At 67.2% G+C, this 26605-nt stretch carries 17 protein-coding genes and 1 rRNA gene; 7 read left to right on the top strand and 11 right to left on the bottom strand.

Going from position 1 to position 26605, the window contains the following annotated elements:
- Positions 1 to 8: 8 nt before the first annotated feature.
- Positions 9 to 584, top strand: coding sequence for a manganese efflux pump MntP (locus tag DI041_RS17030; protein WP_046982591.1), 576 nt, complete (start codon positions 9 to 11; stop codon positions 582 to 584).
- 156 nt (positions 585 to 740) lie between these two features.
- On the opposite strand, the gene DI041_RS17035 is transcribed toward DI041_RS17030, so the two are convergent.
- The 6 genes from DI041_RS17035 to glyQ all read right to left on the bottom strand — a co-directional run bounded on the left by DI041_RS17035 (position 741) and on the right by glyQ (position 15612).
- Positions 741 to 4187, bottom strand: coding sequence for a hybrid sensor histidine kinase/response regulator (locus DI041_RS17035; RefSeq protein ID WP_046982590.1), 3447 nt, complete (start codon positions 4185 to 4187; stop codon positions 741 to 743).
- 135 nt (positions 4188 to 4322) lie between these two features.
- On the bottom strand, positions 4323 to 6470 hold the full coding sequence (locus tag DI041_RS17040) for a S46 family peptidase (RefSeq protein ID WP_136639435.1): 2148 nt from the start codon (positions 6468 to 6470) through the stop codon (positions 4323 to 4325).
- 170 nt (positions 6471 to 6640) lie between these two features.
- Entirely contained in the window at positions 6641 to 10504 is a 3864-nt protein-coding gene (locus DI041_RS17045; RefSeq protein ID WP_136639436.1) for a translocation/assembly module TamB domain-containing protein, read from the bottom strand.
- On the bottom strand, positions 10501 to 12297 hold the full coding sequence (locus DI041_RS17050; RefSeq protein WP_136639445.1) for an autotransporter assembly complex protein TamA: 1797 nt from the start codon (positions 12295 to 12297) through the stop codon (positions 10501 to 10503). The genes DI041_RS17045 and DI041_RS17050 overlap by 4 nt, the downstream gene beginning before the upstream one ends.
- 256 nt (positions 12298 to 12553) lie before the next feature.
- Entirely contained in the window at positions 12554 to 14629 is a 2076-nt protein-coding gene (glyS, locus tag DI041_RS17055) for a glycine--tRNA ligase subunit beta (protein WP_136639437.1), read from the bottom strand.
- Positions 14630 to 14700: 71 nt separating this feature from the next.
- Positions 14701 to 15612 carry a glycine--tRNA ligase subunit alpha gene (gene glyQ, locus DI041_RS17060; protein ID WP_006403404.1) on the bottom strand — a complete coding sequence of 304 codons (912 nt, stop codon included), beginning with the start codon at positions 15610 to 15612 and terminating at the stop codon, positions 14701 to 14703.
- Between the two features lie 83 nt (positions 15613 to 15695).
- On the opposite strand from glyQ, the gene DI041_RS17065 reads away from it, so the two are divergent.
- The 3 genes from DI041_RS17065 to DI041_RS17075 are packed head-to-tail and all read left to right on the top strand — an operon-like array spanning position 15696 to position 19212.
- A complete protein-coding gene (locus DI041_RS17065; protein WP_136639438.1) occupies positions 15696 to 17531 on the top strand; it encodes a GspE/PulE family protein in 1836 nt (611 codons plus the stop codon).
- Positions 17503 to 18249, top strand: coding sequence for a glutamine amidotransferase (locus tag DI041_RS17070; protein ID WP_046982584.1), 747 nt, complete (start codon positions 17503 to 17505; stop codon positions 18247 to 18249). The genes DI041_RS17065 and DI041_RS17070 overlap by 29 nt, the downstream gene beginning before the upstream one ends.
- A gap of 51 nt (positions 18250 to 18300) precedes the next feature.
- On the top strand, positions 18301 to 19212 hold the full coding sequence (locus DI041_RS17075; protein WP_046982583.1) for a BPSS1780 family membrane protein: 912 nt from the start codon (positions 18301 to 18303) through the stop codon (positions 19210 to 19212).
- A gap of 14 nt (positions 19213 to 19226) precedes the next feature.
- On the opposite strand, the gene tatC is transcribed toward DI041_RS17075, so the two are convergent.
- The 4 genes from tatC to DI041_RS17095 all read right to left on the bottom strand — a co-directional run bounded on the left by tatC (position 19227) and on the right by DI041_RS17095 (position 21682).
- Entirely contained in the window at positions 19227 to 19976 is a 750-nt protein-coding gene (gene tatC / locus DI041_RS17080) for a twin-arginine translocase subunit TatC (protein ID WP_136639439.1), read from the bottom strand.
- Entirely contained in the window at positions 19973 to 20470 is a 498-nt protein-coding gene (gene tatB, locus DI041_RS17085; RefSeq protein ID WP_136639440.1) for a Sec-independent protein translocase protein TatB, read from the bottom strand. The genes tatC and tatB overlap by 4 nt, the downstream gene beginning before the upstream one ends.
- Positions 20471 to 20485: 15 nt before the next feature.
- Positions 20486 to 20713 carry a Sec-independent protein translocase subunit TatA gene (gene tatA / locus DI041_RS17090; RefSeq protein ID WP_012512521.1) on the bottom strand — a complete coding sequence of 76 codons (228 nt, stop codon included), beginning with the start codon at positions 20711 to 20713 and terminating at the stop codon, positions 20486 to 20488.
- Positions 20714 to 20788: 75 nt separating this feature from the next.
- On the bottom strand, positions 20789 to 21682 hold the full coding sequence (locus DI041_RS17095; RefSeq protein WP_046982581.1) for a lipid-binding SYLF domain-containing protein: 894 nt from the start codon (positions 21680 to 21682) through the stop codon (positions 20789 to 20791).
- Positions 21683 to 21847: 165 nt separating this feature from the next.
- On the opposite strand from DI041_RS17095, the gene hemH reads away from it, so the two are divergent.
- From hemH to DI041_RS17110, 3 genes are all read left to right on the top strand, one after another.
- Complete coding sequence (gene hemH, locus DI041_RS17100; RefSeq protein ID WP_046982593.1) at positions 21848 to 22810, top strand: ferrochelatase; 963 nt, start codon at positions 21848 to 21850, stop codon at positions 22808 to 22810.
- A complete protein-coding gene (locus tag DI041_RS17105; protein WP_136639441.1) occupies positions 22807 to 23661 on the top strand; it encodes an alpha/beta fold hydrolase in 855 nt (284 codons plus the stop codon). Before hemH ends, DI041_RS17105 begins: the two co-directional genes overlap by 4 nt.
- A gap of 290 nt (positions 23662 to 23951) precedes the next feature.
- Positions 23952 to 26057 carry a methyl-accepting chemotaxis protein gene (locus tag DI041_RS17110; protein ID WP_136639442.1) on the top strand — a complete coding sequence of 702 codons (2106 nt, stop codon included), beginning with the start codon at positions 23952 to 23954 and terminating at the stop codon, positions 26055 to 26057.
- Positions 26058 to 26487: 430 nt separating this feature from the next.
- Here the strand turns inward: DI041_RS17110 and rrf are convergent.
- Positions 26488 to 26602: ribosomal RNA gene (gene rrf / locus DI041_RS17115) — 5S ribosomal RNA — on the bottom strand.
- Positions 26603 to 26605: the final 3 nt, after the last annotated feature.

Genomic DNA, 26605 nt, shown 5'->3' on the forward strand with positions numbered 1-26605 from the left:
CGCCGCCCATGTCCCCCATTTCGATCCTCCTGATCGGCTTTGCCATGTCCACCGATGCCTTCGCCGCGGCGATCGGCAAGGGTGCGGCCATGCGCAAGCCGGTGTTCCGCGACGCACTGCGTGCCGGCATCATCTTCGGCGTCATCGAGGCGATCACGCCCATCATCGGCTGGCTGCTCGGCCGCGCCGCGCTGCAGTACGTCGAAGCCTTCGACCACTGGATCGCCTTCGGCCTGCTCGGCGCGCTGGGCATCCACATGATCTACAACGGCCTTCGCCCGGACAATGCCGAGGATGACGAAGACCCCTCGCAGCACCACGGCTTCTGGAAGCTGGCGCTGACCGGTTTCGCCACCAGCATCGACGCAATGGCGGTGGGTATCGGCCTGGCCTTCATGGATGTGCATATCGGCGTGATGGCTGCGGTCATCGGCCTGTGCACGCTGACCATGGTCACCGTCGGCATCATGCTCGGTCGCGTGCTGGGCAGCATGGTCGGCAAGCGCGCCGAGATCATCGGCGGCGTGATCCTGGTGATCATCGGCGCGACGATCCTGTACGAACACCTGCATGGCGTGGGGTAACGCACCCGCGATTACGTGGTTGCCGGCCAGCGGCCGGCACTACCAGGCATCACATCCACGCATGGCGTGGATCTACTGCCAGGCCGATGAAGCTCTGGTAGATGCCAGGCTTGCCTGGCATGGTTTCACGTTACGGTTGCCGGCCAGCGGCCGGCATTACTGCGCATCACGCAGCGCGCCGAGGAAGGCGCGCAGCGAGGCCGGCTTGATCGGCTTGGTCAGCACGCGGTATCCCCGTTCGCGTGCCATCCGCTTCAGCTCATCGCGACCATCGGCAGTCAGCAGCGCGCCGGGTAGCGGATAACCCGCCGCCTCGCGCAGCGCCACCAGTGCATCCAGGCCATCCATGCGGTCGTGCAGGTGGTAATCCACCAGCATCACCTGCGGGCGCTCGGCGATCTTCTCCAGTGCCTGGTCGACGGTGGCGGCGGTGATCACCTGCACCTGCCAACGGCCCAGCAACGCGCGCATGCCGTCGAGGATCTCTTCGTCGTTGTCCACGCACAGCACGCGCAGGCCCGCCAGCGAATCGCTGCGCACTGGCGCGGCTACGGTCTGTGCAGGTGTGGCCAGCTCGGTATAGCCCGGCAGCGGTGCCACCCGCGGCAGGATGATCGAGAACATCGAACCACTACCCACGCGGCTGCGTGCGTTCAACCGATGATCAAGCAGGCGCGAGATGCGCTGGCAGATCGACAGGCCCAACCCCAGCCCCTGCTCACCCCAGTCGAACGGTTGCTGGTAGCGATGGAACTCGTCGAAGATCTGCCGCATGTGGTGCTCGGGAATACCCGGGCCGGTGTCCCACACCTGCAGTTCCACCTCGTCACCGCGGTGACGCACCGCCAGCACGATGCGTCCCTGGCGCGTGTAGCGCAGCGCATTGGCGAGGAAGTTCTGCAGCACGCGGCGCAGCAGGCGCCGGTCACTACGAACCCACGCCGGGCGTGCGAACAGGTCCAGGCGCAGGCCACGGCCAGCGGCGACCGGGGTGTACTGCGCGGCCAGCTCGCGCATCAGCGCGCTCACATCGAACTCGCCGATCACCGGGTGCAGGCCACCGGCATCCAGACGTGACACGTCCAGCAGGCCATCAAGCAGTTCTTCGGCCGCACGCAGCGAAGCATCCACGCGCTCGGCCAGATGCTTCTGCTCGTCACTCACATGGTCGCTGTCGCGTAGCGCCGACGCAAACAGCCGCGCGGCATTCAGCGGCTGCAGCACGTCATGGCTGATCGCGGCCAGGAAACGGGTCTTCGACTGCTGCGCGACCTCGGCTTCATGCGAACGCTCGGCCACGCGCTGTTCCAGCGTTTCATTGGCTTCCAGCAGCGCGCGCTCGGCATGCTTGTAGTCGGTGATGTCGTTGTAGCTGGTCACGTAACCGCCGCCGGGCAGCGCCTGGCCACGCATCTCGATCACCTTGCCGTCGCTGCGGGTGCGTTCGAACACGTGCGGTGAACCGGCCCGCATGTAGCCGATACGGCGGTTGATCTGGATTTCGATATCGCCCTCGCCCAGCTCACCACGTTCGGCGTTGTAGCGGATCAGGTCAGCCACCGGCCGGCCGACGTAGAGCATGCCGTCGGGGTAGCCGAACATGTCCTGGTAACGGCGGTTCCATGCAGTCAGGCGCATGTCCGGGTCGACCACGCTGACCCCGGCGCTGATGTTCTCCAGTGTGGTCGAGAGGATCTCGCGGTTGAAGCGTAGCTCCTGCCCGGCTTCATCCAGCACCGCCACCACTTCGCCCAGGTCCATGCCCGAACCACGCAGCAGGCTGGTCAGCAACAGGCGTGCCGATGCCGCGCCGATCGAGGCAGCCAGCAGGCGCTCGGTGAACTGCACCCACGGCCGGTCGGCCGGTGCCGAGGATTGCAGCTCACGGCCCAGTGACTGCGCCTGTTCGAAGAACGAGCGCCGTGCATGGCGTTCACCCACGACGCGCGAGGCCAGCGCCAGCAGGTCGCCCACATGCACGTGACCGGGCCAGCCACCGGCCACCGACGGGCGTTCGGCATACGGGTCGAGGAACGGTGCAGCGCGCAGGCGCTCGTCCACGCCGGGACGCCAGCGCGCGGACACCAGCATCATCGTCGCCGCGTTGACCAGCAGCGACCAGAACGTGCCGTGGGTCAGCGGATCCCAGCCGGTCATGCCGAACAACTGCTGCGGGCGCAGCCAGGCAATACCGAACGGGCCGTTCTGCACCCAGCCGTCGTCCATCCAGCCGGCGATGGTCATCGCCGGCAGCAGCAGTGTGTAGAGCCAGGTGGCGAAGCCCAGCAGCATGCCGGTCTCGACACCGCGGCGGCTGGCACCACGCCAGTACAGGCCACCGATCAGGCCCGGCGCGAACTGGGCCACCGCGGCGAAGGCCATCAGGCCGTACGAGGCCAGCGTGCTGTCGTTGCTGCTGCTGCGGTAGTAGCTGTAGGCCATCAACGCCAGCAGCAGGATCGCCAGGCGGCGGATCCACAACACCCGTGAAGCGACGTCGGCCGCTTCCTGGTGATCACCACTGCGGCGCAGCAGCACCGGCATCACCAGGTCGTTGCTGACCATGGTGGCCAGCGCGATCGAAGACACGATGACCATGCCGGTAGCGGCGGAGAATCCGCCGACGTAGGCGATCAGCGCCAGGGCGTTACGCCCCTCGGCCAGCGGCAACGCCAGCACCATCGAATCATCGGCGACGCTGCTGCCGGTGCCGAACAGGCTGACACCCGCGGTAGCGATCGGCAGCACCATTGCCGAAATCAGCACCAGGTAACCACCAAACATCCAGCGCGCGCGGCGCACATCGCGCACGTCACCGCATTCAACCACGGCCACGTGGAACTGGCGCGGCAGGCAGATGATGGCGAGGAAACTGAGCAGGGTCTGCGAGATGAAGCCTACCGGCGGCAGCCCGGTGAACAGCGTATGCACCGACTCCACCACCGCCTCGTTGCGGTCGCTGAGCCACACATAGGCGAACACGCCCACCGCCACCATCGCCACCAGCTTGATCACCGATTCCAGCGCGATGGCCAGCATCATGCCGTGGTGGTGCTCGGTGGCATCGACCTGGCGGGTGCCGAACAGGGTGGCGAACAGCGCCATCAACAGCGCCACGTACAGCGCCGGATCGCTGAAGAACCCGGTCGGGCCGGTGTTGCCGGTCAGTACCTGCAGGCTCATTGCCACCGCTTTGTACTGCAGGGCCAGGTACGGAATGATGCCGATCAGCGCAATGATCGCCACCAGCGCCGCCAGCCGCCGTGAGCGGCCGAAACGCGAGGAGATGAAGTCGGCGATCGAGACCACGTTCTGGCTGCGCGCGATCAGCGCCAGGCGTTCGATGATGCGCCAGCCGAACAACAACAACAGCAACGGGCCGATATAGATCGGCAGATAACCCACGCCGTTGCGCACGGCGGTGCCGACTGCGCCGTAGAAGGTCCACGACGAGCAGTACACGGCCAGCGCAAGGCTGTAGACCACTGGCCGCAGCCAGGGTCTATCCGGATACATCGGCCGACGGTCGCCCCACCACGCCACGCCGAACAGCAGCGCAGCATAGGCAACCGAGACCAGCAGCAGGATCCAGCTGGAGACCACGCGCGCGTTTCCGTCGGAAGAACCCGCAGTGTAGGCCAGGCGTGGCCGGGTGTACGGGCTCGTTGGGGGCAACCACCCCCACCAAGGTGGGGGCTTACGCGGTGCGGGCCACAACCGTTGGTCGTGGCCGGCTTCTTATTGGGCCGGAACGCCCATTTCCTTCAGCAGTTCAGGTGCCGGGTAGACCTTGGCCAGCAGCCAGCGCAGGTAGCGCATGTCCACGTGCACGGCGCGCTTGTAGCGGGGGTCGAACCACCAGCTGGCACTGACCGACTCCCAGTTGCTGTCGAAGTTCAGGCCGATCAGTTCGCCCTTGGCGTTGAGCACCGGCGAGCCGGAGTTGCCGCCGGTGGTGTCCAGGTTGGTCAGGAAATTGACGGTCTGGGTCTTCAGTGCCGGATCGGCGGTGCTGCCGAAGTCACCCTTGGCAATCGCAGCCAGCAGGGGCTTGGGGGCATCGAACGGATAGGCGTTGGTGTTCTTTTCGACGATGCCGGCCACGGTGGTCACCGGCGAATAGGTCACGCCATCACGCGGGTGCAGCGCTTCCACCTTGCCGTAGCTGATGCGCAGGGTGCGGTTGGCATCCGGGTACACCGCACGGCCCTGCTTGGCACGCCAGGCGAACAAGGCCTGCATGTAGGCCGGGCGCAGGCGCAGCTGTTCGCCTTCGCGGGTCTTGCTCTCGTTTTCGATGCGCAGCTGCGCGGCCACCAACGGGCCGGCCACGGCAATCAGCGGATCGGCGGCCAATGCCTTGCCTTCGCGCGCAGCAGCGAAGCGCGACAGGCGCTGCGCCTCGTCACCCAGCTGGGTGCCGGCGTACAGGGTGTCCAGTGCCTTGGCCAGCTGCTCCGGGGTACGGCCGAAAGCGGAGTCGAACTCTGCCACGCGCTGCGCGTCCGGCAGCTGCTGGTAGCGGGTCAGCAGGGTGGTCAGCAGCGCCTTCTCGACCTCGGGCGCGTAACGTCGCTGGACCTGCTTGAGCACGCCTTCGATCATCGCCTGGTCGCGCTGCTGGAAACCGCTCTCGCGCTGCGCGTCCGGCTTGGCCGATTCGATGCGCAGGCGTTCCAGCAGCAGCGCCGAGCGCAGCAGCTGGCTCTGTGCGGCCATCTGCTCCAGCAGCAGGTCACGCTCGCCCACCGCCGCGCCCTGCGACAGGTTGGTCAGCAGCGCCTTGATGTCGCCCTGGTACTTGCGGTCGGTGGCCGCCAGCATCGCCGTCTCGTCGGCGGCACGCTGGGCCTTGGCGTCGCTGCGCAGCAGGCCTTCCAGCTCACCCGCGGCGCGCTTGCGGTTGTTCTTCAGCGACTGCAGCTGCGAGGCGTAGCGGGTGCGCGCCTGCGCGTCCTTGGCGCTGGCGGCCTCGATGGTGTCGATCATCTGCTGGAACACCGACACGCGGCGCGGCAGCACGGTATCGATCTGGCCGGCGAATTCGGCGGCGGTGCGATGGCGATAGGTGATGCCCGGGTAACCGGCCAGCATCGCGTAGTCGCCCTCCTTCGGGCCTTCCACCGACATCTGCAGGTGCGCCGGGGCCTGGTAGGGCACGTTGTCCTTGCTGTAGGCGGCCGGCTTGCCGTCCTTGCCGACATAGGCGCGCAGCAGGGTGAAGTCGCCGGTGTGGCGCGGCCACATGAAGTTGTCGATCTCGTCGCCGTAGTTGCCGATCGCACGCGGTGGCGCATAGACCAGGCGCACGTCGCTCAGCTCAAGCTGGGCGATGCGGTAGAAGTCGGTGCCGTAGTACATGTTGGCCACCGAGCAGCGCACGCTGCCGTCCTTCTCGCACTCGGCCACGATCTGCTTGCTGGCCGCATCCACGGCATCGAAGTAGGCACGGCCGGTCTTGCCCTTGGCCTGTGCCAGCACCTGGTCGGTTACCTTGTCGAAGCCGACGGTGACCAGTACGCGGAAGTCCGGGTTGGCCGGGCGCTCGTCGGCGCGGCCCTTGGCGATGAAGCCGCCGTTGATCAGGTCGTGCTCGGGCGAGCTGTTGTACTGGATCACGCCCATCGCCACGTGGTGGTTGGTCAGCAGCAGGCCGTCAGCAGACACGAACGAACCGGTGCCGCCACCGGCACGCACCACGGCGCTCAGCGGCGGCGCGGTGACGTTGGCCAGATCGGCCGGATTGCCCTTGAAACCTGCTGCCTGCAGCGGCTTGGCCAGTTCCGGCAGCTGCGTCGGCATCCACATGCCTTCATCGGCGTGGGCGCCGGCGGCGAGGGTCAGGCCCAGGGCCAGGGCGGTGGGAAGGGCTTTGCGTGGTGACATGTGGCAATCCGGTACGACAGAACAGCCCGGGACCATAGCCGCTGGGGCCGGATGGGGCAACGGCCGATGGTTGGGTCGACGTGCACGGTAGTGCCGGCCGCTGGCCGGCAACCCACGCAACTCCGGAGATACGGTGCAGTTGCCGGCCAGCGACCGGCACTACCGCATCGTTACTTCTCCCGCCGCCAGTTGATCGATCCACGGTTTTCCACCGTGCTCGATTCCACTTCCACGTCGAAGCCACGACGCAGCAGGTACTTCAGCGTGATCACCGAGCCGGCACCCACCAGCGACACGCCGTAGCCCACGTACAACTTGGGCGAAATGTACTTGCCCACACCGATCACCGAGCCGCCCAGCGCGCGCGACTGGCTCACGCCGGCATCGTCCAGGCCCAGTTTGGCACCGAGCTGCGACGCCAACAGGCCACTGCCTGCCGACAGCGCCGCCGAGGCGGCGTTGACCTGCTGCGTCTGGTCACTGCTGGCGCCGGTCAGGCTGCGCCCCAGCACCAGGTAACCCAGTGCCTCGGACTGCGACATCGCCGGCTCGGACCACACATCCGCACGCGGCTGCTGCGCCCGCCCGGTCACGTCGATGCCCGCGGTGACATCACCGATCCGGCGCTCGGCGCGGATGTTGATGCGCGGGTCGGACACCGCGTTGTAGTTCCAGGTGAGGTTGCCGCGGGTGATGGTCAGATCCTGGCCATAGGCCTTGTAGCGACCGCTCACTTCCAGCCCGCCATTGGCGGTCATCTCGCGGCCGGGCTTGGCCCAGACCTGCATCTTGCCGGTCAGCGCGCCCTTCAGGCCGAAGCCCGTCATCTTCACCTTGTCGCCGAGGCTGACGGTCAGGTCCATGTCCAGCGGCGAGGTGCGCGACTCTTCCGGATCGGCCGGATCCAGCACCACCACGTCTTCGGACACCGAGGTGCCGCGGTCCAGGCGCTCCAGATCGATGTCGGCCTCGGGTACATGCACCGTTCCGCGCAGTTCCATCGCGGCCTTGGCCAGGGTGAAGTCGAGATTGGGATTGGCGACGATGCGCAGCTCGCTGGTGTTGGACAGCAGCACGTTGTCGCCGTGGATCTTCAGCTGCAACGGCTGCGCATCGCCGAACCACGACAGGCCGCCATCGACATACAGCGTGCCCTGGCCGGAATTGGCCTGTGCGGTGATCTTGGCCGACCCATCGGGCTGGGCGACGAAGCTGCCCTTGCCCTGGTCGAAGGTCAGGCCCAGCGCCGGGAATTCGCCCTTGAAATTGCTCAGCTGTGCGTCGCCGCCCAACGACGGCTGGCCACGGGTGCCGCGCAGGCTGACGTGGCCTTCGATCAGGCCGGTCGGGCGCACGATGTCCGGCGAGAACAGCTCCAGCCAGTACAGCCGCGACATGTTGAGGTAGAGCTCGCCATTCAATGGCGCGCTGGCTTCCCAGCCGGTCTGCATCTTCGCATCGACGAAGCCGTTGCCCTGGAAGCCCATGCCCAGGTAGCCCTTGATGCTGGCCGGGGTCATGTCCAGCTTGAGCGAGAACTGGTCGTAGCGCACCAGTTCGCCACGCGTGGTGTCCCCCGCCGTGTTGCGGTTCTCGCCCAGGCGCACGCCGCCTTCCTTCGAGCGCACTTCCACATGGCCTTCCCAGGCGTTGCCGCGCGGTCGGATCTGCGCGTCCAGGCTGACATCGCCGCGCAGGTAGATGCGACGGCCGGACTGCGGCGGCAGCCACGGCTGCACCAGCGCCAGCGGCAGCGCATCACTGCGCACCACCAGGCCCTCGCGCGGCCAGTTGGCCTGTGCGCACAGTGCGCCGCTGCTGGCAGCAGCCAGGCAGGCTTCGCCCAGCGTGTAGGTGCTGCCGTTGATCGCAAACGCCGCCGGTGCACGCAACGACCAGGCATCGCCCTTCACCGGTGCGATGCGCAGCGATGCCAGCTCGCCACGCCACTGCGCGCCCTGCTGGCGGACACTGCCCTGCAGTTCGACCGCGCCCAGCTCGTTGCGGGTCTGCGCGGCCAGGCGCAGGTTGGAGACACTGCCCTGCGCGTCGATGTTCAGCCGCTCCAGCAGCATGCCGGCATTGACCTGCTGGCCCTGGATCGCCAGCGTGCCGCTGTCGCCGCGCCACGGCAGGCGGCCCTTGATGCTCACGCTCTCGGCGCCGTAGCCATCCCAGTTGAGGTTGTTGCCGACCAGGTCGGCGGTGATGTCCGGCGCATCGCGCGGGCCCTTCACCTGTACCTGGCCACGCAGGCCACCATCGGCGCCCGGCAGCAGGTCACTCAGCTGCAGCGGTTCGAAGCGCGCGTCGATGTCGAGGCGATCGCCAACCTTGCCCGAAGCGGTCACCCGGCTGCTGCCCAGCGACAGTTTCAGGTCGCCCTGGCCCTGCTCACCCTGCAGCGCGAACTTGCCCTGCGCATCGAGATTGCGCTGGCGCAGGATGCCCTTCAGCGACGGCAGATCCACCGTGGCTTCCAGCGTGCCGGCGGTGCCCGGCGGCGCATTGGCCGGCGCCGGCAGCTGGCGGCCCTTGGAAGCCAGATTGCCCGACAGGCGCCCGTCCCAGCCTGGCGCGAAGTAGCCGGGATCGAAATCCTTCAACGTGGCCTTCGCGTCCCAGTCCAGCTGCGGTGCCCAGGCCACCTTGCCTTCCACCTGCAGCTGCCCGCCCGGGGTCTGCGCCTGCAGTTCGCGGATCTCAGCGGCCTGGTCATTGCCACGCACGTCGAAGCGCAGCTGCGCTTTCTGCTTTTCGCGCTGGACATCGGCACGGCCGATCGCCGCCCAGGCCTTCAGGGTACCGGCCAGGCCGAAGCGTGCTTCCTTCAGGGTCACCGGTACCGGCGCACTGCCGGCCGTGTTCGGATCCGCTGCCGGCACGTAGGTCAGGTCATGCGCGACCACCGAGAAGTTGAGCTTCTGCTGGTCTTCCTGGCTGAAATCGGCGGTGCCTTCCAGGCGCGCTTCGCCGCCGAAGCCCTTCACAAGCAGCGGCGAGACCTTCAGCACCTGGTCCTGCAGCGATACCACCGACGGCGCCAGCTCCAGTTCCTGGTCGCCCTGCTTCACCTTGCCGCGCAGGTTGGCATTGCCCCCCTTGCCGGCGGCGGTGAAATCCAGCGCCAGCGGGGCGATTGCCGAGCTCGCCAGTGCCGGTGACAACAGCGCCAGATCCAGCTCGTCGCTGCGCACGCTGGCGCTCCAGCTCGGATCGGTGCGGCCATCGAACACCAGCATCGCGTGCAGCGGCTTAGGCGCACGCCCGGCCACCGCCACCTCCATGTGCGACAGGTCACCGCGCGCGACCAGGCCCAGGGTAGCGGCGGTGCGGCCACGTGGCGCCGGCAGCACCGCAGTGACGGTCACATCGGTGTCGTAGTCCTTGGCCGGGATGTAGCGGCCCTGGGCAGTGAAATTGCCCATGTCGCTGTCCACTACCAGCTTGTGTGCCTGGAACTCGCCATTGGCGATCTCGATGCCGCCGCGCACGCGGCTGATGTCGATCACCGGCTCGTTGGCCTGGCTGATGCGGAAACCGTCGATGGCGATGGCATCGGCCTGGATCGCCAGCGGCATTTCGATCTGCGGCAGCGAATCGGGCCACGACGGCAGCTTGAACGGCTCGTCGCTCTTGGCCAGGTTCAACGTCGCGTTGGTCAGTTCCAGCTTGTCCAGCAGCAGCTTGCGGCCCAGCAGCGGGCGCAGGTCCGGCTCCAGGTGTGCACGCTCGGCATGGAAATGGATGTCGTCGTAGCGGAAGTCGACGTTGTACAGGGTCAGCGGGCCGGCCACCGGACCGTCCACTTTGTCCCAGGTGAAGCTGGCACCCACCGGCAGGCGCGCCACCACCTGCGCCAGCAGCACATCGCGGCCGGCCACGGTCTGCAGCAGCCAGTAAACGGCCAGCAGGGCGACCAGCACCAGGCCGACCACGCCCGCGCCGGACCATGCCCAGAAGCGGCGACGACGGTAGAAGCGCACGCGGCGCGGCGGCGTGTTCGGCGACGGAGTCGGTGCGGGCGTGCTCACAGGTCCGCTCCGATGTTCAGGTACAGCTGGAACTGCGAATCCGGGTTGTTCAGGCCATGCGCGATATCCACGCGCACCGGCCCCACCGGCGACTTCCAGCGCACGCCGAAGCCAACGCCGGTATGCAGGTCAATGGTGTTGTCGAACGCGCTGCCGGTGTCAACGAACACCGCCGCGCCCCACGGACCGCCATTGAAGTAGTGCTCGTACTCGGCCGAACCGATCACCAGGTTCTTGGCACCCAGCGCGTACTTGTCCGGCGCCGGGGTCCGCGGGCCGACCTCGCGATAGGCGTAGCCGCGGATGCTGCGGTCGCCACCGGCGAAGTAGCGCAGGCTGGGCGGCATCGCCACCAGATCGCTGGTCCAGGTGGTGCCGCCTTCGCCGCGCAGGATCAGGCGGTTGCTTTCACCCACCGGGATGTACCAGCGCAGCACGGCGTTGGCCTGCACGAAGCTGGTGTCCGAACCCACGCCTTCAATGCCGGTACGCATCGTCGCGGTGCCGCTGATGCCCTTGCGCGGGAACATCTCGTCGTCGACGTTGACGTAGTCGGCCACCAGCTGCGGGTAGACCAGCGTCGAGGTGTTGTAGACCGCGTCGGTGAACTCGGTACCCGAGGCATAGCGCCAGCGCTCACGCAGCGCGTTGATCGAGGCGATCGCGGTCCAGTGCTCGTTGATCTCGCCGCTGCGGCTGGCGATCAGCTTGAAGTTGCGCAGGTCGATGTAATCGGTCTGCTCGTCGTAGGCACTGGCGGCGAAGGTGTACCAGCCATCAAGCCACTTGAAGGCGGGAATACGGTAGCTGGTGACCAGGCTCTTGCGCCTCTGTGCATAGTCCAGCTGCGTGTTCATCTTGTGGCCGCGGTTGTTCAGCCACCGCCGCTCAATGCCACCGCGCACACCCGGGCCACTCTCGCTGCCGTAGCTCAGGCCGGCGGTGTAAATGGTGCGCTTGGCGCGGGTGAGCTTCACGTCCACCGGCACTTCGCCGTTCTCATCGGCCTGGTCCGGCCGCGGCTGGATGTCGATCACGCTGAAGTAATCCAGCTTGGTCAGCGACTCGCGCAGCCGGTCCAGCTTGCCCTCGTGGAAGTAGCTGCCCTGGTCCCAGTACACCAGCGGGTCGAACAGCTTGTCGACGAAGTAGTCCTGCTCGAAACGCACCGGGCCCATGTTGTAGCGGCGGCCGCTGTCCCAGGTCAGGTCGATGTCGGCAGCGTTGTCGGCGCGGGTGATCTGCACCTGGCGCTGGGTGTAGTCGGCGTCGAAGTAACCGCGCTCGGCCAGGCGGCGGGTGACGGTGATCTTGCTGGCCTCGTACTGGGTATGCACGAAGCGCTGGCCCTTGCGCGGCTTGAACTTGGCCAGGTCGTCCTGCAGGTACTGGTCGTACATCGCCGGGCCGGTGATGTCGATGTGCTCGCGGCGCACGGTCACCGGGGTGCCCTTGTCGACGTGGATCAGCACGCGCACGTGCTCGTCCTCGCGCGGCGCCTCGACCTTGATCACCGGGTTGTAGTACCCGAACGGCTCCAGCGCCTGGCGGGTCTGCCGCTCGGCCTGGGACAGCAGGTACTCCAGGCGCGATTCGCCCTGTTCCTTGCCGATCGTGTCGTACAGCGACAGCGATTCCTGGATGTTCTCGATGATTGCGGCGTCGTCGCCCTTGTCCAATCCCTTGATGTCCACCTTGTCGATGGTGCCGCGCGCATGGGCCACGGAGGTGGCGGCCAGCGTCAGGACCATCAGCGGCAGGGCGTATTTCTTTGGCTGCATGCGGCACAGCATACCGACCGGAGGTGACGATGCGAAATGCATCACGTCATTGGGGATCGGTTGTTAAGTGGCGGTCAAAATACGCGCCTTTGTGGCGATCATCGCAATTGAAGGCGAGGATGCCGGCATCGTGCGCGATGCCGGCAATGACCCCGATGGACATCCGCCGGCGATGTTCCAGCAGTGCCGGCCGCTGGCCGGCAACCCACACATCGATTCGAAACGCGGTGGCAACGCCGGCCAGCGGCCGGCACTACCGATACGGGCGTCAGCTCGACAGATGCTCGATCGCCGCGACCTTGCCCAGGCGCTCGCCCAGCATCGTCAGCAGCGCCAGGCGGTTGCCACGCAGGGCCGGATCTTCCGCATTGACCATCACGCCATCGAAGAAGGCATCGACCTGCGGGCGCAGGCGCGCCAGGCGCGCCAGCACGGCCACGTAGTCCTTCTGCTGCAGGCTGGTGCCGGTGTCGTCGATGGCCGCGGTGACCGCTTCGGCCAGCGCGCGCTCGGCGTCTTCCTGCAGCAGCGCCGGGTCGATCTGGCCCGGGATGTCGCCTTCTGCCTTGCGCAGGATGTTGCGGATGCGCTTGTTGGCCGCAGCCAGCGCCTCGGCTTCCGGCAGCGCGGCGAAGGTGCCGATCGCATCCAGTCGGCGGTCGAAGTCGTACAGCGAGGCCGGCTTCAGCTCGGCTACGGCGTTGAAGTGCGTGGCCGGCACGCCCTTGTCAGCGTAGTAGCCCTTCAGGCGGTCGAGGATGAAGTCGTACAGTTCGCCAACGTCGGCCTGCACGTTGCGCGCAGCCAGGCCGGCGTTGGCACTGGCCAGCAGCGCGCGCAGGTCCAGCTCGAAACCGCTTTCGATGATGGTACGGGCCAGGCCCAGCGCGTTGCGGCGCAGGGCGAACGGGTCCTTGTTGCCGGTCGGCTTCAGACCCGCGGCGAAACCACCGGCCAGCGTGTCCACGCGTTCAGCAATGGCCAGCACCTTGCCCAGCGGCGACAGTGCGATGTCATCGCCACCGAAGCGCGGCTGGTAGGCCTCGTCGATGGCCAGCGCCACATCCTCCGCTTCGCCACCGGCCACGGCGTAGTGGCGGCCGGCGATGCCCTGCAGTTCCGGGAACTCGTTGACCATGCGCGACTGCAGGTCGTTCTTGGCCAGCTCGGCGGCACGCCGGGCCTGTGCGGCGTCGGCGCCGACCTGCGGTGCGATCACCTCGGCCAGGGCCGCCACGCGCGCCACCTTGTCGGCCACGCTGCCCAGCTTGGCCTGGTAGGTCACTGTCTTCAGGCCGTCACCCATCGACACCAGGCCCTGCTTCAGGTCCTCGTCGAAGAAGAACTTGGCATCGGCGAAGCGCGGGCGGATCACGCGCTCGTAGCCCTTGGCCACTTCAGCCACGTCCTTCGATTCGATGTTGGCGATGCCGATGAACTTCTCGGTCAGCGTGCCACTGTCATCCAGCACCGGGAAGAACTTCTGGTTGATCTCCATCGTTTCGATCAGCGCTTCCTGCGGTACCGCCAGGAACGCACGCTCGAAGCTGCACAGCACCGCCGACGGCCACTCGACCAGGTTCACCACCTGCTCCAGGTTGTCTTCGGTGATGCGCGCACTGCCACCGGCCTTGGCCGCGGCGGCCTCGACCTCGGCGACGATGCGCGCGCGGCGCTCACTCGGGTCGACCAGCACGAAGGCGGCGCGCAGGGCTTCAACATAGTCCTGCGGCTGTGCCAGCGACACCGCCTGGTCGTGGTGGAAGCGATGGCCACGGCTGACGCGGCCGGCCTGCAGGCCGAACAGCTCGGCTTCAACCACGTTGGCACCGTGCAGCAGCACCAGCCAGTGGGCCGGGCGCGCGAAGCCCCAGGCGTGATCGCCCCAGCGCATCGGCTTGGGAATCGGCATCGCCGCAATTGCCTCGCGCAGGATCTCCGGCAGCAGGCTGGCGGTGCTCGCGCCCGGCGTCACCGCGCGGTGCACGAAACGCTCACCCTTGTTGTCGGTGGTCTTCTCCAGCGCAGTCCAGTCGATCCCGGCCTTGGCGGCGAAGCCCTGCAGGGCCTTGGTCGGCTGGCCTTCGGCGTCCAGCGCGATGTTCAGGTACGGGCCCAGCACTTCGCTGTGCTGTTCCGGCTGCTCCAGGCCGACGCCCGGCAGCAGCACGGCCAGGCGGCGCGGGGTCGACAGCGGGCGTGCATCGCCCAGTTCCAGCGCGACGCCGCGCTTGCGCAGGCCGTCGACAACGCCATCGAAGAAGGCCTGGGCCAGGCCCGGCAGCGCCTTGACCGGTAGCTCTTCGGTGCCCAGTTCGATCAGCAGGGGGGACAATTGGCTCATCGTTTCAATCCTGTGGTGGGGGCGCAGCGCGCGACGCGTCCGGCGCCCCGGAGTAAGGGGGAGAGCGGCCGTCAGGCCTTCTTCGCGCCCGGGAAGCCCAGCTTCTCGCGCTGCTCGTAGTACGCCTTGGCCACCGCCTGGGCCAGCGCGCGCACGCGCAGGATGTAGCGCTGGCGCTCGGTCACGCTGATCGCGCGGCGTGCATCGAGCAGGTTGAAGGTATGGCTGGCCTTCATCACCTGTTCGTAGGCCGGCAGCGGCAGGTTCACTTCCACCAGCTTCTGCGCTTCACGCTCGCAGGCATCGAAGCGGTGGAACATTTCTTCCACGTCGGCGTATTCGAAGTTGTAGGTGCTCTGCTCAACTTCGTTCTGGTGGTACACATCGCCGTAGGTCACCGGCTGGCCGTCCGGACCGTAGGTCCACACCAGGTCGTAGACGTTGTCGCAGTTCTGCAGGTACATGCACAGGCGTTCGAGACCATAGGTGATCTCGCCCAGCACCGGGCGGCACTCCAGGCCACCGGCCTGCTGGAAGTAGGTGAACTGGGTCACTTCCATGCCGTTGAGCCAGACTTCCCAGCCCAGGCCCCAGGCGCCCAGCGTCGGCGATTCCCAGTTGTCCTCGACGAAGCGCAGGTCGTGCACCAGCGGATCGATGCCCAGCGCCTTCAGCGAATCCAGGTACAGCTGCTGGATGTTGTCCGGCGCCGGCTTCATCGCCACCTGGTACTGGTAATAGCGCTGCAGGCGGTTCGGGTTCTCGCCGTAGCGGCCGTCGGTCGGGCGGCGCGAGGGCTGCACGTAGGCCGCGTTCCAGCTTTCCGGACCGATCGCACGCAGGAAGGTGGCCGGGTGGAAGGTACCGGCGCCCACCTCCAGGTCGAGCGGCTGGATGAGCACGCAGCCCTGCTGGGCCCAGAACTGGTTCAGGGTCTGGATCAGGCCCTGGAAAGTGATCGGAACGGTCGGGGTCGCGGACATGCGTACGAGTCTTGGCCGGCAAGGGGGTGCGCTAGTATAACGGCCGACCTGCGGGGCATTCCGTACCCGGGAGGAGCAGGCAGATGGAACATCGGCTGCCGGTGGGCACGCCCGGCGAGGCTGGCGGCGTACCGCTGCCGTGGGGTCGCCTGCAGTTCGAACAGGTGGGCGCGGCCCTGATCGCCGATGGCCTGGTGGCCGAGCAGGACCGGGAACGCATGCGGTTTTCCGCACAGGGCGCGCGCAATGCCAGCGAAGTGCACCCGCTGGTGCTGCTGTCCAACCTCAAGCTGGCGGCCAGTGGCGGCGGCGAGCTGACCCTGGAGCGCCTCACCGAGTGGCTGGCGCGGCGCACCAGCAGCCGCTACCTGCGTATCGATCCGACCCGGGTCGACGTTGCCGCCGTCACCGCACTGGTCTCCCACGCCTACGCCCGCCGCCACCGCTTCCTGCCGCTGGCGGTGGATGCCGAGCGCGTACTGGTGGCCACCAGCGAGCCGCTGGTGCAGGAATGGCGCCGTGACCTGCAGCACCTGACCCGGCGCCGGATCGAGCTGGCGGTAGTCAATCCGCTGGACCTGCACCGCTACACCATGGAGTTCTACGGGGTGACCCGCTCGGTGCGCGGGGCCCGTGGCGACGTGCGCGGCGAGGCCAACACCACCCTGCCCAGCTTCGAGCAGCTGGTCGAGTTGGGCCGCACCGGCGACGTCAACGCCGACGACCAGCACATCGTGCATATCGTCGACTGGCTGCTGCAGTACGCCTACGAGCAGCGCGCGTCGGACATCCACCTGGAGCCGCGCCGCGAGATGGGGCGCATGCGCTTCCGCATCGACGGCGTGCTGCACAAGGTGTTCGAGGTGCCGCCGGCGGTGATGACCGCCGTGGTCAGCCGCATCAAGGTGCTTGGCCGCATGGATCTGGCCGAACGCCGGCGCCCGCAGGATGGTCGCATCAAGACCCGTTCGCCCGGCGGCCGCGAGGTCGAGATGCGCCTGTCGACCATGCCCACCGCCTTCGGCGAGAAGTGCGTGATGCGCATCTTCGACCCCGATGCCGCCTTCAAGAGCATCGACCAGCTCGGTTTCAGCCCGCAGGAGGCCGCTGGCTGGAATGCGCTGGTGGAGCGTCCGCACGGCATCGTGCTGGTCACCGGCCCGACCGGCTCGGGCAAGACCACCACCCTGTATTCGACGCTGAAGCGCCTGGCCACGCCGGACGTGAACGTGTGCACGGTGGAGGACCCGATCGAGATGATCGCGCCCGAGTTCAACCAGATGCAGGTGCAGACCAACATCGACCTGGACTTCGCCAGCGGCGTGCGCACCCTGCTGCGGCAGGACCCGGACATCATCATGATCGGTGAGATCCGCGATCTGGAAACCGCGCAGATGGCGGTGCAGGCTTCGTTGACCGGCCACCTGGTGCTGTCCACCCTGCACACCAACGACGCGCCCTCGGCGGTCACCCGCCTGCTCGACCTGGGCGTGCCGCACTACCTGCTGGCCAGCACCCTCAACGGCATCCTTGCCCAGCGCCTGGTACGCACGCTGTGCCCGCACTGCAAGCAGCCACACAGTCTCGGCGCGGCCGATTGGGCGGTTCTGGCTGATAGCCATGCTGCATATCCAGATGCCGCCACGCCCTGTCGGCCGGTCGGTTGCCTGGAGTGCCGGCGCACCGGATTCCTGGGCCGCATCGGCCTGTATGAGTTGCTGCCATTGGGCTCGCGGCTGCGCGGGCAGATCCGCGCCGACATGGATCTGGCCGGTTTCACCCGCGCCGCGCGGGCTGAAGGGCTGCGAACCCTGCGCCAGGCCGGGCTTGAAAAGGTGGCGCAGGGGCTGACTACAATCGAGGAAGTCCTGTCAGTCCTGCCGCCCCCGGATGAACCCAGCCCCATTCCTGATCCTTGAAACCGGCCGCCCGGTTCCGTCGCTGCGCCGCTACGGGCGCTTCCCGCACTGGATCCGCGTTGCCGCCGGGCTGGAGGATCACGAGACGGTGGTGGTCGATGTCGAACACGGTGGCGCCCTGCCCGACCCGCATGCCTTCGCCGGCGTGCTGGTGACCGGCTCGGCTGCCTTCGTCACCGACCATGCCGAATGGAGCGAACGCAGTGCGGCGTGGCTGCGCCAGACCGCCCACGACGACCTGCCGGTGTTCGGCATCTGCTACGGCCACCAGCTGCTGGCGCACGCGCTGGGTGGCGAGGTGGCCTACAACCCGGCCGGCCGTGAGTCCGGCACGATCGAGCTGGAACTGCAGCCGCAGGCCGCGCAGGACCCGTTGTTCCAGGGCCTGCCGCAGCATTTCGCCGCCCATGCCACTCACCTGCAGACGGTGCTGCGCGCGCCGGACGGTGCCGAGGTGCTGGCGCGCTCTCCTCTGGACGGCTGCCACGCCTTCCGCTGGGGGCGCCAGGCCTGGGGCGTGCAGTTCCATCCCGAGTTCGCCACCCACCACATGCGCGGCTACGTACGTGCCCGCGCCGACTGCATCGGCCGCCACGGCGGCTGCGCCCGCAGCATCGAGCGTGCGGTCAGTGCCGCGCCGCTGGCCCGCCAGCTGTTGCGCCGCTTCGTCCGCCAGGCGCGGCTGTCTTCAGCCCAGCCGGCGACAAAACAGGGATAATCGGCGGCACGGGTGACTGCCCGGCCCCCTTTCTGTCCCTCCCGGATGTCCATGAAAGAGATTCGCAAGCTGCCGGCCTCGGCGGGTGCTCAATGGTTGCTGGATACGTTCTCCCTGTACCGGCGTGCGCCGCTGCAGCTGGCCCGGATCGGCCTGACCTGGCTGCTGGTGAGCTGGGTGGTGACCCTGCTGTCGACGCTGATTCCCGGTGCCGCCGGCATGGCCGTGCAGCTGATGACCCTGGCCATTTCGCCGATCATGTTCGGCGGCATGCTGTATGCCGTGGGCGAGATCGACGAAGGCCGCCCGGGCCTGGCTTCGCACCTGCTGCAGCCGATCCGCGACCACCGCGTCAGCCACCTGCTGGTGCCGCTGGCGATCCAGGTGCTGGCGGTGCTGCTGCTGGGCGCGCTGCTGTTCATGATGATCGGCCGCGAGGGCTTCACCGCCTTCAGCGAGGTCATGACCAAGATGGAAGAGATCAGCCGTAGCGGCCAGCAGATCAAGCCGGATGACGCAGCCGCACTGGTCGCCAACCTGCCGGCCAAGCGCATCGCGCTGTGGATGCTGCTGGTGTTCCTGAGCGCGGTGGCGCTGTCGCTGGCGATGTTCACCCAGCCGGCGCTGGTGGTGTTCGACAAGCAGAGCGGCATGCATGCGCTGCGCCTGAGTCTGCAGGGCTGCATCGAGAACATCGGCGCGATGATCGTGTTCGCCGTACTCGGGCTGATCGCCGCGTTCTGCATGTACATCCTGTTCGTGATCGTGATCCAGATCGCGATGCTGATCGGTGGCCCGCTGGCGGCGGCCTTCATCGCCCAGCTGGTACTGACCACGGTACTGATGCCGCTGTATGTCGGCGCGGTCTATGCCGCGTGGAAGCAGATGTTCGTGCACCGCGGCAGCCGCGCGGCCCCGCCGATTCCGAGCACGCCGACCTCGAGCGACGTGTTCCACGCCTGACCGGCGCTACCGCATCATGCGGCGGGTTTCTTCACCACCGACGACGGCACCAGCCAGCGTGCGGCGTGGATGCCCAGCTCGTACAGCAGGCACATCGGGATCGCCAGCATCAGCTGCGAGACTACATCCGGCGGGGTCAGCACCGCCGCCACCACGAAGATGCCGACGATCGCGTAACCGCGGCCTTCCTTGAACTGCTGCGGCGTCACCCAGCCCAGCAGCACCAGGATCACCATCGCCACCGGCAGTTCGAAACTGCCGCCGAAAGCGAAGAAGATCGCCAGCACGAAGTCCAGGTAGGCGTTCGCATCCGGGGTGATCGCGATCACGTCCGGGCTGAAGGTGGTGAGGAAGTGGAACACCGCCGGCAGCACCAGGAAGTAGGCGAAGGCGCAGCCGGCGTAGAACAGCAGCACCGACGACACCAGCAACGGCACCGCCAGGCGCTTCTCGCGCGCATACAGGCCCGGGGCCACGAACGCCCACAGCTGGTACAGCAGCCACGGCACCGCCACGAACAGGGCGACGAAGAAGGTCAGCTTCAGCGGGGCGAAGAAGGCGCCGGCCGGGTTGGTGGCGATCATCGTCTGCCCGTTCGGCAGCTGCGAGACCAGCGGTTCGGCCAAGGCGTTGTACAGCTTCTGGGTGAACGGCAGCAGGCCCAGCAGCACTACGCCCAGACCCATCAGCGCGCGTACCAGGCGTCCGCGCAGTTCCACCAGATGTTCAACCAGCGAGCTTTCGCCGAAGTCCTGTTCACTCATGGATGACGCTCCGTGCTCTGCGTCGGCGGCGTCGGGCCGGCTTCAGGGGACGTGGCAGGAACGGCCCCTGAAGAAACAGCGCCTTCCGTAGCAGCCGTGGTCGAAACCGGTCCGCCATCCTGTGCCGGCGCTTCGGCCTCGGCCGGCTGGCCCAGGTGTGGCGGCAGATCGGCCTGTGCGGGTGTACGCACGTCCTGCACCAGGTCATCGCCCTGCTGCTGCGCCTGCTGCGCTTCGCGGCGGATTGCTTCACCGCTGGCACGCAACTGGTTCTCGGTGTCCTGCATGCCCTGGCGCACGTCCTGCATCTGCCGCTTGATGTCCTCGGCCTGCAGTTCGCGCTCCAGTTCCTGTTTCACCGAATCCCACTGATTGCGGGCACGACGTACCCACAGGCCGGCAAAGCGGGCCGCCTTGGGCAGGCGCTCGGGACCGAGCACCACCAAGGCAACCACCGCAATCACCAGCAGTTCGCTGAAGCCGATATCAAACACCGCAACCGCTCCGGATCAGCGTGGGGTGCGGTCGTGCTCGTCCTGCGCGGTGCGCGAGGCATCCTGGCTGCGCGATTCATCGCCCAGCTGCGCGTTCGGCTTGTCCTCGTCGCGCATGCCCTTCTTGAATTCCTTGACCGCCGAACCGAGATCCTTGGCGCCGCTGGTCAGGCGCTTGGTGCCGAACACCAGCAGGACGATGGCCAGCACGACCAACCAATGCCAGATGCTGAAACTGCCCATAAAGACGCTCGTTACGTTAGTGATCAGGCTGTCGAGCATAGCGCACCGGGTGTTAGCCGGCGCGCGTGACGAAAGTCAGTTTCCGCCCAGCGTTTCCGTGCGGATTTCACCGTCGGTGACCGGCTGGAAGCCCTGCTGCTGCGGCGGCGGGGCCTGCGGCACGTTCTGCAGCGGCGCGGTGGTGGCTTCGGCCGGCGCGGCGGGCGCTGCCTGAACAGGCGCCGGCGCAGCGGCCGGGACTGCTGCCGGCCGCGGGGCGTTGCCGCCGTTGCCGTTGCGGTTGTTGCGAGCGGCGTAGGTGGCCTCTTCCAGGCGGTCGCGGAAGGCGACCACATCCATCGACGGCGAACCCGACGCACGGCCTTCGAAGATCATCCGCGGCGTGGTGTTGCTGCCGTAGGCGTCGAGGTTGGCGGCATCGTCGATCTGCAGCACCGCACCATCAAGGGCAACACCGGCGAACAGGCCACGAGCGCGGGACCACGACCAGATCTCGGCCTTCAGCTGGCCGTCGGTCGCAGCAGCGGCATTGCGGCCAACCGGGCCCGCCGCGACACCGGCATCGGCGCCAAGGGTGAACTTGCCGTTGACCAGATTGTCCAGGCTGCGGTCGTTGCGGAACACCAGCACCACGTCGGAGGACTGCACACCGGCCTGGAAGCCGATGCTGCCACCAGTGAGCTTGATGAACACCGGGTTGGACCAGGCGCCGTTGGGCATGCGCACCGACATCAGGCCATGTCCACGGCGACCACCAATGACCAGACCGGCCTTGATCGTGTCGGGAATGACGATGACGGCGCGGCCTTCGTCCAGCAATTTGTCAGGAATACCCTGTTCAGGGATTCCCTGGATTTCGGCCAGCACACGTACCGCATTGCGGGCGCGTTGGTCTTCCTGCGGTCCGGCCATGGCCTGGCTGGACAGCAGAGTGGCGGCGATCAGCAGGGCTTGGATCGGGCGACGCATGGCAGGCTCCAGAAGTCAGTCCATAGAAAGATATAGCAAGTGACTGAAATTAATAGTGTTGCCATGAATCGCCAATGAGCGTTGCCCACCCACATTGACGTGGGCTATGCCTGCAATCCGAACCCTGCATCCCGGCGCGGCATCGGATCGGCGACAATAGCCACCATGCTCGACGCACCCGATACCGCCGTGTTGGCGGTCAACCTAGGCACGCCCGAGACGCCGACGGCTCCTGCCGTACGCCGTTACCTGGCTGAATTCCTGTCCGACCCCCGCGTGGTCTCGATCCCGGCGCTGCTGTGGCAGCCGCTGCTGCGGGGGCTGATCCTGCCGCTGCGCAGCAGCCGTTCGGCGGCCAAGTATGCCCAGGTCTGGCTGCCCGATGGCTCACCGCTGATGGTGTATACCCGTCAGCTGGCGCAGGCCATGCAGGCGCTGCTGCCGTCGCTGACGGTACGCCATGCGATGCGCTACGGTGAACCGGCACTGGGCAGCGAGCTCGACCGCCTGGCCGCCGAAGGCGCGCGCCGCATCGTGGTGCTGCCGCTGTATCCGCAGTACTCGACGACCACCACCGCCTCGGTCGAAGACCGTGTCGATGCCTGGCAGCGCCGCAACCCGGGCGTGACCGTCAGCCTGGTCCGCGACTATTCAGTCGATCCGGGCTGGGTCGAGGCGGTTGCCGGCTCCATCCGGCGCTACTGGGAGCAGCATGGCCGCGGCCAGAAGCTGATGTTCTCCTTCCATGGCATCCCACAGCGCCTGGCCGATGGCGGTGACCCGTATCCGCAGCGCTGCGAGGCCAGTGCACGTGCCATCGCCAATGCACTGGGCCTGGCCAACGACGAGTGGCAACTCGGCTACCAGTCGCGCTTCGGCCGCGAACGCTGGCTGCAGCCGTACGCCGAGCCCAGCCTGTGGGCGCTGGCCGAATCCGGCGTGAAGCAGATCGACGTGGTCTGCCCGGGTTTCGCCACCGACTGCCTGGAAACATTGGAAGAAGTGGCGATGGGCTTCACCGAAACGCTGGCCGAACGTGGCGCGAAGATGCGCTACATCCCGTGCCTCAACGCCGAACCAGATCACGCGCGTGCGCTGGCACGGCTGGCCGTGGCGTCACTGGCATGAGCCTGCAGCCGTTTGAACTCGAGGTGGGTGGCAGCCGCGTCGCCGGCCTGCGCAACCACGGCGACGGCCCGCGTGTGCTGGCCCTGCATGGCTGGCTCGACAACGCGGCCAGCTTCATGCCGCTGGCACCCCACCTGTCATCGTTGCAGCTGGTGGCAATCGACCTGCCCGGCCATGGCCACAGCGCGCATCTGCCGGCCGGTGCCAGCTACACCACCGCAGCCGCGATCTGCCACGTGCTCGATGTCGCCGATGCACTGGGTTGGGACCGCTTCACCCTGCTCGGCCATTCGATGGGCGCCGGCATCGCCAGCCTCACCGCGTCGGTCAGCGACCGCATCGAACGGCTGGTGGCGATCGAAGCACTCGGTGGCCTGCGCGGGCCCGAAGAAGAAACCGCCAACCGCCTGCGCGAGCATGTGAATGCCACACGTGGCCTGGCCCGCAAGCAGCTGCGTGTATTTCCCGACCTGGCCGCACCGATCCGCGCGCGGATGATGACCAACCAGCTCAGCGAAGGCTGCGCACGGCTGCTGGTCGAACGCGGCGTCGAACCCGTGGAAGGTGGCTACCGCTGGTGCAGTGATCCACGCCTGATGCTGCCCACCGCGATCCGCCTCAGTGAAGGCCAGATCGACAACCTGCTGCAGGCCATCGCCTGCCCGACACAGGTGATCTATGCCACGCCGGCGCAGTCCTACTATCCGGAGCCGATGCGTAGTGATCGCCTGCGGCACCTGCGTGATGGACGGCTGGCGGTGTTTCCCGGCAACCACCACCTGCACATGGAAGACCCGGCACGGATCGCCGAAGTGATCCTGCGCTTCTTCAACAACGACAACGCCGGCTGAGTCCGGACCGACGCGCACTTCACTCTGCGCGCTTGCGGCCGATACACCAGTTGTGGGCCCCTGCGCCCGCGGCACGCGGGTCCGGTCGGGCCTGCGGCGTGTGTCTGGTTCTGCAAGGAAGTCCGCATGCCCGCTTTACTGCACCGTCACCCACAGGATGGGGTCACGGCGCGCCGTCGCTGCGGCGTTGATTGCGCCGCATTCCCCCAATTCCCGGTCCATGCCATGAGCACGCCGTTGCGCGTGCATCAGGGCGTGGCCGTTGTCGTTTGTTGATCCAGGAGTCGCCGATGTCCGCTGCATTCTCCCGTCCCCCCGATACCGCCCGCCTGCCGCATCTGCAGCAGCTCGCGCGCAGTGCTGATCGTCGCCTGCTGCTTGGCAGTGCGGCCCTGGCCGTGGCCGGCCTGCTGCTGGCCGTGCGCGGCCCGCAGGTGCTGAGCGCCTCGTTGGCCGCCGTCGCGGTATTGCCTGCCATGTGGCTTGCTGGCCCGCAGGCGGGTCAGGTCATCGCCCGCAATGGCCTGGCGCTGCTGTTGTCACTGCAGCTGACGCTGTTGTGTGCGATCACCGGTCTGTCGCCGGCGCTGCCGATCGCACTGCTGCTGGGCGCGTTGCTGGGTCATCGCGATCGCCTGCCGGTGTGGTTGGCCGGTGGTGTCGGCACGCTCACACTGCTGGCGCCGACGCTGGATGGCGCTGCGGTGCTGCCGACCCTGCTGCAGGCCGCCCTGCTGGCCGGCCTGACCCTGTTCCTTGGCCAGGTCGCGCTGCGCCTTCGCCAGCAGACCGAGGCCCTCGGCCACGGTCCACGCCGACTGGCCGCGCTCGCGCGTGATATCGCCACCGGCGCCGATCTCGATGCACACGCGGACACCAGCGCGTATGCACCGGGTTCGCTGGCACACGCGCTGGCCGATACCGCCCGCCATGTACAGGCGCAGCGCGGCCGCGAAGCAGAGGCCAATGCCGAGAACGCACAGATCCGCCAGGCACTGGATGCATCGCGCACGGCAATGATGATTGCCGACAACGATCACGTGATCCGCTACGTGAACCGCTCGGTGGTAGCCCTGCTGCGCAACCAGCAGGCCACCCTGCGCCAGGCGTTTCCCGATTTTGACGCCGAACGCCTGGTTGGCAGCAGCATCCATCGCTTCCATGCCAACCCGGACCGCATCCGCGCCATCCTCAACGGCCTGCAGGTGACCCACAACGGCAAGGTGCGGATCGGGCCGGTGCACTTCGCACAGGTAGTCACGCCGGTGTTCGACGCGCAGGGCGCGCGGCTGGGCTTCGCCGTGGAGTGGCACGACCGCACTCATGAGCTGGCCCTGGAGAACGCAGTTGCCGGCATCGTCGCTGCAGCTGCCGCGGGTGATCTCGATCAGCGCCTGCAGGTCAGCGAGGGCGCCAGCTTCCTGGATGGACTGACCGGTGGCATCAATCAGCTGCTCGATACCTTGGGCGGCACTGTCGATGAGGTGCGGCAGATGCTTTCGGCCCTGGCCAACGGTGATCTCGACCGCCGCATGCGCGGTGAATACCACGGAGCCTTTGCTGCGATCCAGCGCGACGCCAATGCCACCGCCGGGCAGTTGGCGCGGATGGTAGGCCACATCCAGCAGTGCGCGGCGTCGATCAGCACGGCAGCCAGCGAGATTGCCGCCGGCAACGGCGCGCTGTCCGAACGCAGCGAGCGTCAGGCCGCGCACCTGCAGGAAACCGCGGCATCGATGGAGGAAGTGACGGCCACGGTGCGCCAGAACGCCGCCCACGCACGGGAGGCCAGTACGTTGGCGGCCGCCACGCAGAGCGCGGCCGGCGACGGCAACGCCGCCATGCAACGGGTGGTCGATACCATGCAGGCCATCGAGGGTGCGTCGAAGCGGATCGGCGACATCACCGGCGTCATCGACGGTATCGCCTTCCAGACCAATATCCTGGCATTGAACGCCGCTGTGGAAGCAGCACGGGCCGGCGAGCAGGGCCGCGGCTTTGCCGTAGTCGCCAGCGAGGTTCGTGTCCTGGCACAACGTTCGGCTGCTGCAGCCCAGGAGATCAAGAAGCTGATCGACGAAGCCGGTCGCCAGGTCGGCGACGGGGCACAGCAGGTGGCCGACGCCGGCCAGCGCATGCAGGCGATCGTGGGTGGTGTGGAGAACGTCAGTCACCTGATGCGTGAGATATCGGCTGCCTCCCAGGAGCAGTCGATCGGTATCGAACAGATCAACCAGACCGTGGTGCAGATGGATCAGGCAACCCAGCAGAATGCTGCGCTGGTGGAGGAAGCGACCGCCGCGGCGCGCGAGCTGCAGTCGCAGGCCGGGACACTGACCGAAGCGGTATCGGTGTTCCGCCAGCAGTCACCGCAGGGGATTGCCCTGGTCGCCTGATCGCGACCAACAACCCGATCTGATGAGGACGGCGCCCGCAGGGCGCCGTCTTTTTTTGCGTGTTCTGCGTGACGGATCAGGAAAAGACGGTTGCCGGAGTAGCTGGGTCCGCCTGCGCCGGCTACCACTGGTAGCTGCCAACCTTGGTTGGCATCGGAATTCCGGTGCGAGAGCATCCGCGCGTGGCGTGGATCTACTGCCGCTCAGCCTGCCGTGGGTAGCTGCCAACCTTGGTCGGCGCCGCTCTTCCCGGGAACAATCCATCCGCGCGTGGCCTGGATCTGCAGGTAGTACCGGACGCTGGTCGGCAACTTTATCCCCGTGCCCTGCGCTGAAGGCGCAATCCCGCATCGGAAGATAATCCCGGAATCATTATCCGGAACACAAAGAAAAACCCCGCTGCGTGAGCAGCGGGGTTTTTGGGTATAAACCCTGGCGATGACCTACTCTCGCATGGCTTAGGCCACACTACCATCGGCGCAGCTACGTTTCACTTCCGAGTTCGGGATGGGATCGGGTGGTTCCATAGCGCTAATTTCACCAGGGAG

This window comes from Stenotrophomonas maltophilia (assembly GCF_004920835.1).
In the GTDB taxonomy this organism is placed as follows: Bacteria; Pseudomonadota; Gammaproteobacteria; order Xanthomonadales; family Xanthomonadaceae; genus Stenotrophomonas; species Stenotrophomonas maltophilia_AQ.

Coding starts and splice junctions, on each gene's coding strand:
- DI041_RS17030 (WP_046982591.1), top strand. CDS start 9: ATGTCCCCCATTTCGATCCTCCTGATCGGCTTTGCCATGTCCACCGAT.
- DI041_RS17040 (WP_136639435.1), bottom strand. CDS start 6,470: ATGTCACCACGCAAAGCCCTTCCCACCGCCCTGGCCCTGGGCCTGACC.
- DI041_RS17050 (WP_136639445.1), bottom strand. CDS start 12,297: ATGCTGTGCCGCATGCAGCCAAAGAAATACGCCCTGCCGCTGATGGTC.
- glyS (WP_136639437.1), bottom strand. CDS start 14,629: ATGAGCCAATTGTCCCCCCTGCTGATCGAACTGGGCACCGAAGAGCTA.
- glyQ (WP_006403404.1), bottom strand. CDS start 15,612: ATGTCCGCGACCCCGACCGTTCCGATCACTTTCCAGGGCCTGATCCAG.
- DI041_RS17065 (WP_136639438.1), top strand. CDS start 15,696: ATGGAACATCGGCTGCCGGTGGGCACGCCCGGCGAGGCTGGCGGCGTA.
- DI041_RS17070 (WP_046982584.1), top strand. CDS start 17,503: ATGAACCCAGCCCCATTCCTGATCCTTGAAACCGGCCGCCCGGTTCCG.
- DI041_RS17075 (WP_046982583.1), top strand. CDS start 18,301: ATGAAAGAGATTCGCAAGCTGCCGGCCTCGGCGGGTGCTCAATGGTTG.
- tatC (WP_136639439.1), bottom strand. CDS start 19,976: ATGAGTGAACAGGACTTCGGCGAAAGCTCGCTGGTTGAACATCTGGTG.
- tatA (WP_012512521.1), bottom strand. CDS start 20,713: ATGGGCAGTTTCAGCATCTGGCATTGGTTGGTCGTGCTGGCCATCGTC.
- DI041_RS17095 (WP_046982581.1), bottom strand. CDS start 21,682: ATGCGTCGCCCGATCCAAGCCCTGCTGATCGCCGCCACTCTGCTGTCC.
- hemH (WP_046982593.1), top strand. CDS start 21,848: ATGCTCGACGCACCCGATACCGCCGTGTTGGCGGTCAACCTAGGCACG.
- DI041_RS17105 (WP_136639441.1), top strand. CDS start 22,807: ATGAGCCTGCAGCCGTTTGAACTCGAGGTGGGTGGCAGCCGCGTCGCC.
- DI041_RS17110 (WP_136639442.1), top strand. CDS start 23,952: ATGTCCGCTGCATTCTCCCGTCCCCCCGATACCGCCCGCCTGCCGCAT.